Annotated in this window: 12 protein-coding genes and 1 pseudogene; 8 read left to right on the top strand and 5 right to left on the bottom strand. The window is 73.1% G+C overall.

Annotation, left to right across the window (positions count from 1 at the left end; all coding sequences use genetic code 11):
• The first annotated feature begins 80 nt into the window (after positions 1-80).
• Positions 81-1,298, top strand: a complete 1,218-nt coding sequence (locus tag ACWDAS_RS14170) for a phospholipase D-like domain-containing protein (protein ID WP_450389633.1) — start codon at positions 81-83, stop codon at positions 1,296-1,298.
• 121 nt (positions 1,299-1,419) lie between these two features.
• Positions 1,420-3,063: an amidase family protein gene (locus ACWDAS_RS14165; RefSeq protein ID WP_450389631.1), complete on the top strand. Its 1,644-nt coding sequence runs from the start codon at positions 1,420-1,422 to the stop codon at positions 3,061-3,063.
• Positions 3,064-3,157: 94 nt separating this feature from the next.
• Here ACWDAS_RS14165 and ACWDAS_RS14160 read toward each other — a convergent pair whose 3' ends face one another.
• A complete protein-coding gene (locus tag ACWDAS_RS14160) occupies positions 3,158-4,819 on the bottom strand; it encodes an ABC-F family ATP-binding cassette domain-containing protein (RefSeq protein ID WP_450389629.1) in 1,662 nt (553 codons plus the stop codon).
• Positions 4,820-5,256: 437 nt separating this feature from the next.
• On the opposite strand from ACWDAS_RS14160, the gene ACWDAS_RS14155 reads away from it, so the two are divergent.
• Positions 5,257-6,294: a serine/threonine-protein kinase gene (locus ACWDAS_RS14155; protein WP_450389627.1), complete on the top strand. Its 1,038-nt coding sequence runs from the start codon at positions 5,257-5,259 to the stop codon at positions 6,292-6,294.
• A gap of 10 nt (positions 6,295-6,304) precedes the next feature.
• Here ACWDAS_RS14155 and ACWDAS_RS14150 read toward each other — a convergent pair whose 3' ends face one another.
• Entirely contained in the window at positions 6,305-7,399 is a 1,095-nt protein-coding gene (locus ACWDAS_RS14150) for a right-handed parallel beta-helix repeat-containing protein (protein WP_450389626.1), read from the bottom strand.
• Positions 7,400-7,639: 240 nt separating this feature from the next.
• On the opposite strand from ACWDAS_RS14150, the gene ACWDAS_RS14145 reads away from it, so the two are divergent.
• A complete protein-coding gene (locus tag ACWDAS_RS14145; protein WP_450390069.1) occupies positions 7,640-8,053 on the top strand; it encodes a DUF3662 domain-containing protein in 414 nt (137 codons plus the stop codon).
• A gap of 72 nt (positions 8,054-8,125) precedes the next feature.
• Here the strand turns inward: ACWDAS_RS14145 and ACWDAS_RS14140 are convergent, their stop codons facing one another.
• Complete coding sequence (locus ACWDAS_RS14140; protein WP_450389624.1) at positions 8,126-8,596, bottom strand: winged helix-turn-helix transcriptional regulator; 471 nt, start codon at positions 8,594-8,596, stop codon at positions 8,126-8,128.
• A gap of 67 nt (positions 8,597-8,663) precedes the next feature.
• A complete protein-coding gene (locus tag ACWDAS_RS14135) occupies positions 8,664-9,383 on the bottom strand; it encodes an SDR family oxidoreductase (RefSeq protein WP_450389622.1) in 720 nt (239 codons plus the stop codon).
• A gap of 342 nt (positions 9,384-9,725) precedes the next feature.
• On the opposite strand from ACWDAS_RS14135, the gene ACWDAS_RS14130 reads away from it, so the two are divergent.
• Genes ACWDAS_RS14130 through ACWDAS_RS14115 form a run of 4 tightly spaced genes read left to right on the top strand, consistent with a single transcriptional unit; the run spans position 9,726 to position 13,096 of the window.
• Positions 9,726-10,442 carry a phosphatase PAP2 family protein gene (locus ACWDAS_RS14130; RefSeq protein ID WP_450389621.1) on the top strand — a complete coding sequence of 239 codons (717 nt, stop codon included), beginning with the start codon at positions 9,726-9,728 and terminating at the stop codon, positions 10,440-10,442.
• Complete coding sequence (locus ACWDAS_RS14125; RefSeq protein ID WP_450389620.1) at positions 10,439-11,122, top strand: response regulator transcription factor; 684 nt, start codon at positions 10,439-10,441, stop codon at positions 11,120-11,122. Before ACWDAS_RS14130 ends, ACWDAS_RS14125 begins: the two co-directional genes overlap by 4 nt.
• The gene (locus tag ACWDAS_RS14120; RefSeq protein ID WP_450389619.1) at positions 11,119-12,492 is read left to right on the top strand and encodes a sensor histidine kinase; all 1,374 of its coding nucleotides are present in this window, start codon (positions 11,119-11,121) and stop codon (positions 12,490-12,492) included. Before ACWDAS_RS14125 ends, ACWDAS_RS14120 begins: the two co-directional genes overlap by 4 nt.
• A 55-nt stretch (positions 12,493-12,547) precedes the next feature.
• On the top strand, positions 12,548-13,096 hold the full coding sequence (locus ACWDAS_RS14115; RefSeq protein ID WP_450389617.1) for a GNAT family N-acetyltransferase: 549 nt from the start codon (positions 12,548-12,550) through the stop codon (positions 13,094-13,096).
• Between the two features lie 118 nt (positions 13,097-13,214).
• Here ACWDAS_RS14115 and ACWDAS_RS14110 read toward each other — a convergent pair.
• Positions 13,215-13,436, bottom strand: a pseudogene (locus ACWDAS_RS14110) (hypothetical protein); the annotation flags it as partial.

Raw genomic sequence — 13,436 nt, 5'->3', positions numbered from 1 at the left:
CGGGCATACGGCTGGAGTATGCCACGCGACGCCGCGGCCGAACCGGCCGCGGCGGTTCCGGAACTGGGGGGCACGACGGCATGGGCGCTTCGCTCGAGGAGACCGACCGTACGCACGGACCACGGCCGGAGCCGGCCGCCGCCGACCGCAAGCAGGAGCTGCGGCGCCGTCTGGAACGGCTGATCGGCATCGCCGCGACCGAGGGCAACTGCCTGCAGGCCCTGCGCAACGGGGACGAGATCTTCCCCGCGATGCTGGACGCGATCCGCTCGGCGAAGCACACCGTCGACATGACCACCTTCGTCTACTGGCGCGGCCAGATCGCGCGGGACTTCGCGCACGCGCTGGCCGCCAAGGCGGAGGAGGGGGTGCGGGTGCGCCTGCTCCTGGACGGCTTCGGCGGACGGCTGATCGAACGGGAGCTGCTCGACAGCATGGACCGGGCCGGCGTGGACGTCGCCTGGTTCCGCAAGCCCGTACGGCTCTCGCCGTTCAAGCAGAACCACCGCTGCCACCGCAAGGTCCTGGTGGTCGATGCCCAGGTGGCCTTCACCGGCGGCGTCGGCATCGCCGAGGAGTGGTGCGGAGACGCCCGTCACCCCGGCGAATGGCGGGACACCCACGTCCGGGTCACCGGCCCCGCGGTGGACGGGCTGGCCGCGGCGTTCGCGCAGAACTGGGCCGAGTGCCGGCGCGACGGGCTCTTCGACCACCGCGACCGGTTCGGCGAGCACGAGCAGAGCGGCGGCGCGGTCGTCCAGGTGGTGCGCGGCTCGGCGAGCGTCGGCTGGCAGGACATGCGCACCCTGCTCCGCGTGGTCATCGCCTCCGCGGAGCGCCGCATCCGGCTCGCCACCGCGTACTTCGCTCCGGACCCCTACTTCATCGACCTCCTGTGCCGCGCCGCGGGGCGCGGGGTGGAGGTCGAGATCCTGCTGCCGGGGCCGCACACGGACAAACGCGTCTGCCAACTGGCCGGGCAGCGCTACTACCAGCGGCTCATCGACTGCGGCGTCCAGGTGTGGCACTACCAGCCGACCATGATGCACGCCAAGGTGATCACCATGGACGGAGTCGCGACCCTGATCGGCTCGACCAACTTCAACCGCCGTTCCCTCGACCACGACGAGGAAGTGATGCTGGCGGTGCTCGACGAGACCTTCACCGCCGGGCTCGACGCCGACTTCGACGCCGACCTGCTGCGCAGTGAACGCATCGACGGCACCCGCTGGCGCAGCCGTTCCGCGCTCCAGCGGACGCAGGAGGCGGCGACCGCGCCCATCCGCCGCTTCCTCTGAGCAGCGCACTCGCCCGGGCCGCCCCGCCCGGGCGCTCCGGCGCATTCGGGCGTGTTCGGGAAGGTGGTGCGCGCCGCGGGGGGACGGTGACGATGATGGTGGTGCCCCGCGGGACGGCCGCGTGGGGCGCACGGACACCGGTCGCGTCAACGCATTGCTCACCCTGGAGGGCGACATCAACGTCAATACCGGCCCCGAACCGGCTTCGACAGGCAGCCGGCCCGGTGCTGCGCAGGCAGCGCCGCAGGACCCGTTTCCCGCCGACCTGGAGATCGCGACGGTCGCCGAACTGGGCGCCCTGCTCGACTCCGGCGGCGCCACCAGTGTCTCCCTCACCCGCGCGTATCTGCGGCGCATCGAGGAACTGGACGTCGGCGGACCGGCCCTGAACGCGGTGCGCTGTGTCAATCCGGCGGCCCTGGACGAGGCCGCGGCCGCCGACGAGCGGAGGGCGCGCGGCGGCCCCGGCGGGCCGCTGCTGGGCATACCGGTGCTCGTGAAGGACAACATCGACGTCCTGGGCATGCCGACCACCGCCTGCTCGGTGGTCCTCGCCGACTCCCACCCCGCCCAGGACGCCCCGCTCGTGACGCGGCTGCGCGAGGCGGGAGCGGTGATCCTCGGCAAGGCGAATCTCACCGAGTTCGCCAACTACCTCACGCTCGGCATGCCCAGCGGCTACAGCTCGCTCGCCGGCCAGGTGCTCAATCCGTACGACCTGAGCGAGACCCCGAGCGGTTCCAGCGCCGGTTCGGGCGTGGCCGCCGCGGCCGGACTCGCCGCCGTCACCATCGGCACCGAGACCGACGGGTCCATCCTCAGTCCCTCCTGGGCCACCTCCGGGGTGGGCGTCAAACCCACCCTCGGACTGATCAGCCGCACCGGCATCGTGCCCATCGCCTCCAGCCAGGACACCGCCGGGCCCATGACCCGGACCGTCGCGGACGCCGCCGCCCTGCTGACCGTCATCACCGGCACAGATCCGGAGGACCCCGCCACCGAGGGCAACCCGCTGGAGGGCCACGACTTCACCGCGGACCTGTCCCCGACCGCCCTGCACGGCGCGCGCATCGGCGTCGTCGCGGAGCAGGCGCCCGAGGACGGCACCGACGAGCGGACGCTGTGGGACGCGGCCCTGGCCGCCCTCGCGGAGCGCGGCGCCGTACTGGTCGACGTCACCATCGAGGCGCGGCCCCGTTACGACGTCGCCTCCCCGGTGCTGAGCCACGAGTTCAAGCGCGACCTGAACGCCTATCTGGCACGCCTGCCCGAGGGCGCCCCGGTGCGGACCCTCGCCGACGTCATCGCGTACAACGAGGCCCATGCGGGCGTCGCCCTGAAGTTCGGGCAGACCCTCGCCGTCGCCTCCCAGGCCAGGGACCTCGGGCCGGACAGCGCGGACACCGTGGAGTACAAGGCCGCCCGCGCCCGCGACCTGGAGGAGAGCAAGGACCGCATCGACGTCCTCATGGCGGAACACGACGTCACCGCCCTGCTGTTCGTGGGCAGCGGCAGCTCGTCGATCGGGGCGAAGGCGGGCTATCCCTCGGTCACCGTCCCCGCGGGTTACCTAGCGGCCAACCGCCGTCCGTTCAACATCACCTTCCTGGGCCGGGCCTGGAGCGAGCCGGTGCTACTCGGCTACGCCCACGACTACGAGCAGGCCACGCGGCTGCGCAGGCCGCCGTCCGTGATCAACCCCACCTTGCTGCACCGCCGTTCCCTCACCGTGCCGCGCGCCAGGGACGGCGCCGCGGAGGACTGACGGCCCGCGGGGGACACCCGCGGGGGAGGAACTCACGCGCGGCGGGTGCCGGGGCGTCGACCCGGAACCCGCCGCGACGGCGGGGAGTCCGGGGTCAGCCGTCGCCGGAGCGTTCGAGCAGGTCCCGCACCTCCTCCGCGGTGGTCTCGCGCAGTTCCTCCCCGACGAGCAGCCAGCGGGTGATGCCGATCGCGTCAAGGAACGACAGATCGTGGCCGGCGACCAGGAGCGCCCCCTCGAAGGAGTCCAGGGCGCTCGTCAGCTGCCCCACGCTCGCCATGTCGAGGTTGTTCGTGGGCTCGTCCAGTATCAGCAGCTGCGGGGCGGGTTCGGCGAGCATCGACGCCGCCAGGGCGGCGCGGAAGCGCTCCCCGCCGGAGAGGGTGCCCGCGAGCTGATCGGCGCGGGCACCCCGGAACAGGAAGCGCGCGAGCTGGGCGCGGATGTGGTTGTCGGGGACTCCGGGGGCCGTGCGGGCGACGTTGGCCGCGATGCTCAGCTCCCCGTCCAGTAGGTCGAGGCGCTGCGGCAGGAACCTCAGCGGCACGTGCGCCCTCGCCTCGCCCGACAGCGGGGCGAGTTCACCGGTGAGGGTGCGCAGCAGCGTGGTCTTGCCTGCGCCGTTGCGGCCGACGAGCGCGACACGCTCGGGCCCGTGGACGTGGAGGTTGCCCTCCCGCAACGTCCCGAAACGCGGGCGCAGTTCACGCAGGGTCAGCACGGTGCGGCCCGCGGGGACCGCGGTGTGCGGCAGGCTCACCCGGATCCCGGCCTCGTCGCGGATCGCGTCCGCCGCCTCCTCCCGGCGCTCGCGCGCCTGCTGGAGCCGGTCCTCCTGCACGCCGCGGAGCCGGTCCGCCGACTCCTGCGCGGAGCGCTTGCGCTCGCCGGCGACGATGCGCGGTGCGCGCCGCTGGTCGTCCATCTTCTGGCCGTGCCGCCTGCGGCGCGCCGACTTGACGCGTGCCTCCTCCAGTTCGCGTCGCTGCCGGCGCACGTCCGCCTCGGCGGCGCGCAGCGTCCGCCCGGCCGCCTCCTGCTGGGCGGCCACGGTCTCCTCGTAGGCCGACCAGCCGCCGCCGTACCAGGTCACGGAGCCCGAGCGCAGCTCGGCCGTGCGGTCCATGCGCTCCAGCAGCTCACGGTCGTGGCTGACCACGACGAGGACGCCCGATCGCCAGGAGTCGACGGCCTCGTGGAGCCTGCGGCGCGCGAAGAGGTCGAGGTTGTTGGTGGGTTCGTCGAGCAGGAGGACGTCCGGGCGCCGCATGAGCAGTGCCGCCAGGCGCAGCAGGACGGTCTGCCCGCCGGACATCCGGCCGACGGTACGGTCGAGTTCGAGGCCGCCGAGCCCGAGGGAGCCCAGGGTCGCCAGGGCGCGTTCCTCGACGTCCCAGTCGTCGCCGATCGTCTCGAAGCGCTCCACGCCGACATCCCCGGCCTCGATGGCCCGCAGCGCGGCGCGCCGCTCGGCGATGCCGAGGGCCTGGTCGACGCGGAGCGCGGTGTCGAGGGTGATGTCCTGGGGCAGGTGGGCGAGGCTGCCGCCGACGGTCACCGACCCGCGGGTGGGGCGCAACCGGCCGGCCAGCAGCCGCAACAGGGTCGACTTGCCGGTGCCGTTGGCGCCGACGACCCCGGTGCGTCCCGGGCCGATGGTCAGGGAGAGCCCCTCGAGCACCGTCGTGCCGTCCGGCCACCGGAAGGACAGGGCGGAGCAGGCCACGGACGCGCCGGGCGCGGTGGGGTTGGACATGATGATTCTCGCAGTCGCAAGCGCAGGGAAGGCGGGCTTCGTGTGCGAGCACCACGCGGCGACCGGAACGGGACGGGGGGTGCGGTCCTCCGGAGACCGGGGACGGCTCGTGCACCGAGGTCGCAAGCGCGCGTGGTCACGGGCGGCGGGAGCGCCGGCTGCTGCGTGACCGGCGTACGGCACCGGGGCCGTGGCGCGCGATGTTCGCGGACCTCAGACGAGCAACGTCCACCTCTATCGGAGACGACAGGACCCGGGAACTGTACCCCAACCGGCGGGGGGAACGCACGGCCGCGAATTACGGGAGGCCAGTCGATACAATTCAGGAAAGGAGCGGCGGCACGTGACGCCGGCGTTCGCATTCGCCGTGAAGGGGGAATCCGGGCCGATGGTCGTTGAAAGGTCTCCCATATCCGGTCGCGTGACGGTGGTGCGCGATGGGTTCGATTCCGCATGACGTGAGCGTGTACGCCGGGCGGTCGTCCGGGCTCATCGGGGCCCAGATCGCCGGGTATCGCGTGGAGCGGGAGATCGGCCGCGGCGGAATGGCCGTGGTGTACTGCGCGAAGGATCTCCGGCTGGACCGTACGGTGGCGCTGAAGCTGCTGGCCCCGGAGTTGGCCCGCAATGACACCTTCCGCCGCCGGTTCACCCACGAGTCACGCGTGGCGGCGGCGATCGACCACCCGCATATCGTGCCGATATTCGAGGCCGGGGAAACGGACGGTGTTCTCTACATCGCCATGCGTTATGTCTCGGGCCTAGATCTGCGGGCACTTCTCGACCGGGACGGCCCGCTCCCCATTCCCACCGCACTGCGCATCGGCACCCAGGTGGCGTCCGCACTGGACGCGGCGCACGATCACGACCTGGTGCACCGCGACGTGAAACCGGGGAACATCCTGGTCGCCAAGGGCACCGACAGCGAGCACCCGGAGCACGTCTATCTCACGGATTTCGGGCTGACGAAGAAATCGCTGTCGCTGACCGGATTCACCACCGTCGGTGAGTTCGTCGGCACGCTGGACTACGTGGCGCCGGAGCAGATCTCCGGGCGACCGGTGGACGGCCGCTGCGATCTGTACAGCCTGGCCTGCGTCGTCTACGAGAGCCTCACCGGCGGCCTGCCCTTCGAGCGCGAGGAGGACATGGCGCTGCTGTGGGCGCACCAGTACGACCAGCCGCCACCTCTGACCGAGCGGCGCCCGGACATCCCGCCGGCCATGGACGACGTCATGGCCCGGGCCTTGGCGAAGGTGCCGGAGGACCGCTACGAGTCGTGCCTGGAGTTCGTGGGCGCCCTGCGTGCCGCGGCGAGCGGCCACGAGGAGGGCGGCCCCGCGCGTGTGAGCGGCGCGGGCCACGAGGCGACGCAGGTGACGCCCCGGGCGGCCGCGATCCCCTCGCCACCGGGACCGCCGCCGGACCCGCCGATGTGGGCCCGGGCGGTCTTCCGTCGTCTGCCCGGCTTCTGATCCGGGGACGTCAGCTCAGCTTCTTGGGCTCCGTGGTGTCCAGGGTGTTGTTGACGAACGTGTTGCCCTTGCCCTTCAGGTCGCGGTTGGCGAGGTCCGCCGGCTTGTTGCCGCGGGCGACGTTGTCGCGGATGGAGTTCTCGGAGTTGGACGTGCCGACGACGCTGCTGAACAGCACGATGCCCCCGGACATCGGGGACTTGCCGTGGTTGTCCCGGACCTCGTTGTTGGTCACGACGGTCTTCTCCACGCCCGTGAGCAGAATGCCCGTGCCCTGGATGAAGGGGAGGCGGGCGTTGGGCGCGCAGTACTTGTTGTTCCCGGTGACCGTGTTGTGGGATACGGTCAGGGCGCCGCCGCGGGGGACGCCCTCGTCGCCGACGACGAAGACGCCGCCGCAGTTGCCGGTGATCTGGTTGCTTTTGACGGTGACGTTCCGGACGCGGCGCAGGCCGACGCCGATCCGGTTCTCGGTCAGCTTGTTGTTGCTGATGACGGCGCCCTGGGTGTCGAGCGCGCCGCCCTCGGTGTCCATGGAGTTGGCGAGGAAGATGCCGGACTCGCCGTTGTTGTGGGCGGTGTTGTCGCGGAAGACGCCGCGGACGGACTTCTCCAGCAGGATGCCCTGCTGCTTGTTGTCCCGCGCCGTCACCCGGAGGACCTGCAGCCCGTCGGCCCGTGTCGCGTGGATGCCGGCCTTCTTGAACCCGGCGACCGTCAGCGACTCCAGCCGTACGTCGGACGTCTTCTTCTGCGCCGTACCGCTGACGCAGATCCCCTCGCCCGCCTTGGCGCAGGCGTTCTCCTTGCCTTTCGCGCTGGGGGCGATCACGGTGCCCGTGCCCGCTCCGCGCAGCGTCAGCCGCGGCGTGCTGATCTGGACGCTCTCGTGGTAGGTACCGGCCGCGATGTCGATGACCTGGCCGGGCTTCGCACGGTTCACCGCTGCCTGGATGGATTCACCCGCGCGAACGGAGATCTTCTGCGCGTCCGCGGACTGCGAGGCCGAGGTCTGCGACTGGCTGCCGCAGCCGACCGCGCCGCCCACGATGGTCGCCGTGGCGGCCGCCGCGACGACGGCCCTGCGGGACCGACAGAGATTCATGTGTGTGCACCTGCTTTCCGTGATATGTGATCAGCCGAAAACAGACGCTATGGACGGATCTGACACCTCGCCACTCCAGAGCACTCGCCACGCGCGTGAGGATCGCCGGATCGGCCGGGGGAGCCCGGGGGAGTCCGGCGGCGCCAGGGGGCGCCGCGGCCGGCGGCCGGGATCGACGCGGTACGGCTGATGGGGTGGCAGGCCGGCATCACGATGCGCGCCGGGGGCAGGCGCATCGTCATGGGAACGCTGAATCGATGGGAACGGGTGATCGAGCGGTGGGAGCGGGCGCTGCTGGCGAGGCTGCGCCCACGCGAGCCGGTGGAACTGCTCGCCGCCCTGCGCCGCGAGTGTGACGCGCGGGCGGTGGTGTGCGGCCCCAGGCGCGTGGTCGTGCCCAATGTGTACACCGTCGAACTGGCCGACACCCCGCACCGGGAGCTGACGCCGTACCGGGCCCGAGTGGGGGAGGAGCTGACGGATTCCCTGCTCCGCCACGCCGACCGGCACGGGTACGAGTGGGCGGGCCCGGTCACCGTGCGCATCGTCCGGGCCGCGGCCCAAGTCCCCAACGTCCGCTACCGGGTGACCAGCAATCCGATGAGCCACATCCGCGCGGACAGGATCGTCCGCACCGCGCCCGGCTGGTCGTGAACCTCCCCGGCGTCCCGCGCCCCGCGCGGTGCGGATCCCGGCGGCGGCCCGGCGGCGGGCGCGCCTTCGCGGTCAGTGCTCGGCGCCCTCCGCCGGGGTGAAGCGCACCTCGTCCGCCGAGAGCACGGTGCCGGTGTCGTCGACGAAGGCGACGCTGACCGGGCGTCCCCCGCCCGCCGACCGCCGCAGGTGGCTCGGGCCCCGCGCGGGGGTGCGGTGCACGTCCCCCCACTGCTGGAGCGCCGCCAGGATCAGTCGCAGCTCCTCGCCCGCGGGCGTGAGGTGGTAGCTGTAGCGGGTACGGCTGCCCGGCTCCCGGTACGGCCGCTTCTCCATGATCCCCTCGTCCACCAGCGCGGCGAGGCGGCCGGTGAGCATGTCGGCGGCGATCCCGAGCTCGCGGCGGAAGTCGGCGAAGCGCGTCACCCCCCGCAGCGCCGCCTCGCGCAGGATCAGGAACGTCCACTTGTCGCCGACGACCTCGAGGGTGCAGGCGATCGAGCAGGCGGTCTCTTCTTCACGGGAGGCTTTGCTGCTGGGCATGGCTTATTCTACCTCTGAATTGCCTTTTCCAATTCAGCGGGGCGTCCGGCCGCGCCGCGCCGCCGTGTCACCGCGCCGCCGGGGCGGGCAGGCCGGGGTAGAGCAGGTCCAGCCCGCCGGACAGGGCCGCCCGGACGTTGCGGCTCCTGTCGTCGGCCACCACCTCGAGCGCGCGCTGCTCGATGCCGTCCAGGGCCAGGCCCGCCACCCAGGCGGGGTCGACCTTGTCGGAGGGGTCGACGTAGTCGGCCATGTCGGTGTTCATGTAGCCCACGTGGAGCGCGGTCACGTCGATACCGGACGGGGCGAGTTCCTGCCGGACGACGTTGGTCATCGCCCACTCGGCGGCCTTGGCCGCGCTGTAGGCGCCGTATCCCGGGAAGTGGGCCCACGACAGTACGGAGAGGATGTTGAGGACGGCTCCGCCCCCGTTCGCGGCGAGGACGGGCGCGAAGGCCCGCGTGACGCCGAGGGAGCCGAAGTAGTGGGTCTCCATCTCCAGCCGGATGTCGGCCATGTCCCCGTCGGTGAGGCCCGTGTGGGTGCTGACGCCGGCGTTGTTGATCAGGAGGGTGGCGTCGGAGGCGGTCCTTGCCGCCCTGGCGACCGACTCGGGGTCGGTGATGTCCAGCTGGAGCGGTACCGCGCCCGGCAGGTCGACGGAGCCGGGATCGCGGGCGCCCGCGTAGACCTTGGCGGCGCCCCGTTCGAGCAGCTGGGCGGCCAGGTGCCGGCCCAGACCGCGGTTCGCGCCGGTCACCACGGCAACGGAGTTCTTGATGTCCATGGGTTGCTCTTTCCGTTCACAGCTGAGTAGGTACATCCAACCTAGGCCACCTGGATCGGGATTTGCAACCCAGGTGGTGTCGGAGGTGTCGGGGAACCTGCCGGGGGTGCTGGATCGTCTACAGTGCTGTAGACGATTTACGCGCGTGTAGTTGTCCAGGTGTTCGTGCGCCCGGGCGCGTGCGCCGCGTATCCGACCGAGGAGAGGGCCCGCGACGATGTCCGCACCGCCCGCGGCTGCGCCGCCCGCACCCGCACCCGCATCCGGATCCGCGCCGGCGCCTGGCGTCGATGTCCGGGGCGCCCGTTCGTCCCTGACAGCGCTCGGCACGATGGCGGCCCGATGAGCCGGTTCGCGACCCCCGCCGCGACGACCCCCGCGCAGCGCGGGCTCCGGGGCCCGGCGGGCACGGTCGGCCTCGGGGCGCTGGCCGCGTTCGCGATGCTCACCGCCGTCGTGGCGAGCCGCCACGGCACACCCTTCCTCGTCGACGGCACCCTGCTTTCCTGGTCGACCGGGCACCGCCCTGATGTCGCCGTGACGGCGGCGCGCCTGGTCACCGCCACCGGCACGGGCGTGATCGCCTACGCGCTGGCCGTCCTGGCCGGGGCCGTCGCCGGGCGCACCGCGCGGCAGCGCGTCATCGCCGCCGCGGGCGCCCTGGGGTGCCTGGTGGCGGGGCAGGCGGCGCGGTTCGCCGTCATGCGACTGGTGGCTCGGCCGCGTCCGTACGCGGAGGAGTGGGCGGCCCACGCCACCGGGTTCGCCTTCCCCTCCGGCCACGCCGCCACGTCCGCGACGATCGCCGGGCTGCTGGTCGTCGCCGTCCTGCTGCGCGATCCACCCGGCCGCACGGTGCTGGCGGTCTCCGCCGCCTGCTGGGGCGTGGCGGTCGGACTGACCCGTGTCTACCTGGGGGTCCACTGGTTCAGCGACGTCGTCGGAGGCTGGCTGTTCGCCCTGGCCTGGCTCGGGCTGTGCCTGGGCCTCGCCGCCCGGTGGCTGCCCCACGCGCCCGCCGGCGACCAGCGGCGACGAGCCGGGAACGGCGGCCGGTGAGGTGGATCACGGGCGGTGGCCGTCAGCGGATCCTGGTCGTCGAGGACGACCCGGCTCTGCGCGACGTGCTGCTGCGCGCCCTGCGCGACGAGGGCTTCGACACGGTGCCCGCGCGAGACGGCGCCACCGCCCTGCGCCTCGTCGCCGACACCGTGGACGCCGTCGTCCTCGACGTGGGCCTGCCCGACGCCGACGGCCGCGACGTGTGCCAGGCGATGCGCGCCAACGGGTTCCTCGCCCCCGTCCTCTTCCTGACCGCCCACCATCGGCTGACGGACCGGCTCGGCGGATTCTCCGCCGGGGCCGACGACTATCTGCCCAAGCCGTTCCACCTGGCGGAGCTCACCGCCCGGCTGCGCGCCGCGTTGCGGCGGGCCGGGCCGCCGGCCCCCGTGGCCGCCGGCGACGTGGTGCTGGACCCCGTGACATACCGCTGCACCGTCCGGGAGACCCAGGTGGCCCTCACGCCGACCGAGTTCCGGCTGCTGGCCGCGTTGATGGCCGCGTCCGGTGGCATGGTGCGCCGGCGCGAACTCGTCCGGGCCGGCTGGCCCGACGGCGCCCACGTCAGCGACAACACCCTCGACCAGTACCTGACCCGGTTGCGGCGCAAACTCCGTGAGGCGGGCAGCGATCTGACGATCGGCACCGCGCGCGGACTCGGGCACCGCCTCGCATGACGACGACTCCCGGCCGCCCGCGCCCCCGCACCCTGCGCGGGCGGCTGTCGCTGGCCGCCCTCGCCACGGCGACCCTGCTGATGGTGGTGCTCACCGTCGCGTTCAACACCGTCGTCCGCGACCACCTGCAGCACCAGGCGGACGACGAGCTGCGCACCCGGGCCGACGCCGTCGCGGCCACCGTCGACACCCGCCACGTGCCCGTACGCGTCCTGGAGATGCCGGACGACGCGTTGTTCGACACCAACGTGTGGATCTACAGCGGCACCCGGCTGATCGAGCACCCGGCCTCCTCCCCGGCCGGCAGCGCCCTGACCCGCGCCGCCGCCCGGGTCGCCGCACAGCCCGGCCGGCACTGCGCCACGCTCGCGAACGACGGCCCCGTACGGCTGTGTTCGGTGCCCGCCGCGGACCACGGCCCCCGCACCGGAGCACCCCCTGTCGTGGTCACGGCCCTGGACCTGTCCCCGTACCGCGCATCGGCCGGCACCCTGCTGGCCGGCTCGCTGGCGCTGGACGGAGCCGTCCTCGTCTGCATGTACGTCCTGACCGGACTCGCGGTGGGACGCGCACTCCGTCCGGTGCGGGCGATGACCGAACAGGCCGCGCGGTGGGGCGCCATCGCCTCGCGGGAACGCTTCGCCGACACGGACCGGCCCGCCGAACTCGCCCGGCTCGGCACGTCCCTGGACGCGCTGCTGGATCGCATACGTACCGTGCTGCGCCACGAGCAGCAGCTCACACGGGAGCTGTCGCACGAACTGCGCAACCCCCTGGCCCGGATCACCGCCGAGCTCGACTGGCTGCGGGCGCGCCCCCGCTCCGGCACCGACACCCGCGCCGCCCATCTGGCCATCGCCGAGGCCGCCCGGTCGATGCGCACGATCTGCGACACCCTGCTCGACGACGCGCGGGGCTCCGCGGCCACGGCTCCCGGGACCAGCGACGTCGTACCGGTGCTGCGACGCCTCACCGGGGTGCCCGCCGACTCGTCCGTGGCGGTCTCGCTCGCCGTCCCCGGCGGGGACGCTCCGACGGCCGGTGTCCCCGCCGCGCTGCTGGAGCGCATGGTCGGCCCCCTCGTGGACAACGCGCTGCGCCACGCCCGTGCACAGGTCGTCGTGCTGGCCGCCCGGGACCAGGGCCGCGTACGCGTCGAGGTCCTCGACGACGGCCCCGGAGTGCCGCCCTCCTTTGTCGCGTATCTGTTCCAGCCGGGCCGGCGCGCCGATCCGGACGACGGGCACCCGGGCGCGGGCCTGGGCCTGCCGCTCGCGCGCCGCCTCGCCCGCTCCGCCGGGGGCGACGTCCGCTACGAGCCGCGCCGGCCCTCGGGAGCGCGTTTCGTGGTCACCCTGCCGCCGGGCTGAGCGGCCCCGGAAAATGCGTTGCCGCCGAGGCGGCGATTCCCCTTGGCTGGGCGGCGTGACCGAACTGCGCACCGATCGCCTGATCCTCCGCCGATGGCGGGACTCCGACCTCGAACCCTGGGCCGCGATGAACGCCGACCCCGAGGTCCGGGAGCACTTGGGGGACGTGCTGACCCGGGAGCAGAGCGATGCCTCCGTGGCCCGGTTCCAGGCCGGGTTCGACGAGCGCGGCTACGGCTGGTGGGCGGTCGAAGTGCGGGAGACCGGCGAGTTCGCCGGCTTCGCGGGCCTGGATCCGGTGGACGACGGTCTGCCGTTCACGGGTGTGGAGATCGGCTGGCGCCTCGCCCGCGCCGCCTGGGGCAAGGGCTACGCCACCGAGGCCGCCCTGGCCGTCCTGGCCTTCGGATTCCGCACCCTCGGGCTCCCCGAGATCCTCGCGGTGACGACCGCCACCAACCTCCGCTCCCAGGCGGTGATGCGCCGCATCGGCATGACCCGCGACCCGGCCGGCGACTTCGACGACCCCAGCGCCCCCGAAGGACCGCTGCGCCCGAACGTGCTCTACCGCATCGCCCCTGACGCCCGGACCGGCCGGGCGTAGCCGTCACGGGGCAGCGCGGGGCGGGGCAGGGCGGGCGTTGGATGCCGCGGCCGACCACCCGGCACAATGTCCGGCCGGCAGGGGAGCGACACCTGCCGGCCGGACGGGTGAGGGGGCGTCAGCCCGCCTGCGGGGCCGGACGGTCGCCCTCGACGACGTCGCGCCGCGTCACCGACAGATAGACGACGAGCCCGAGGATGACCGCCAGGAACAGGACGCTGGTGACCACGGTGCCGATGCCCAGACCGCCGTCGCCCGTCGGCTGCGACAGGTAGTCGCCGATCGACGCGCCCAGGGGCCGGGTCAGCACGTACGCGATCCAGAAGCTCCACACCGCGTT

It is taken from the genome of Streptomyces sp. NPDC001070 (genome assembly GCF_053598835.1).
This window is presented reverse-complemented; position numbering and strand designations above follow the sequence as displayed.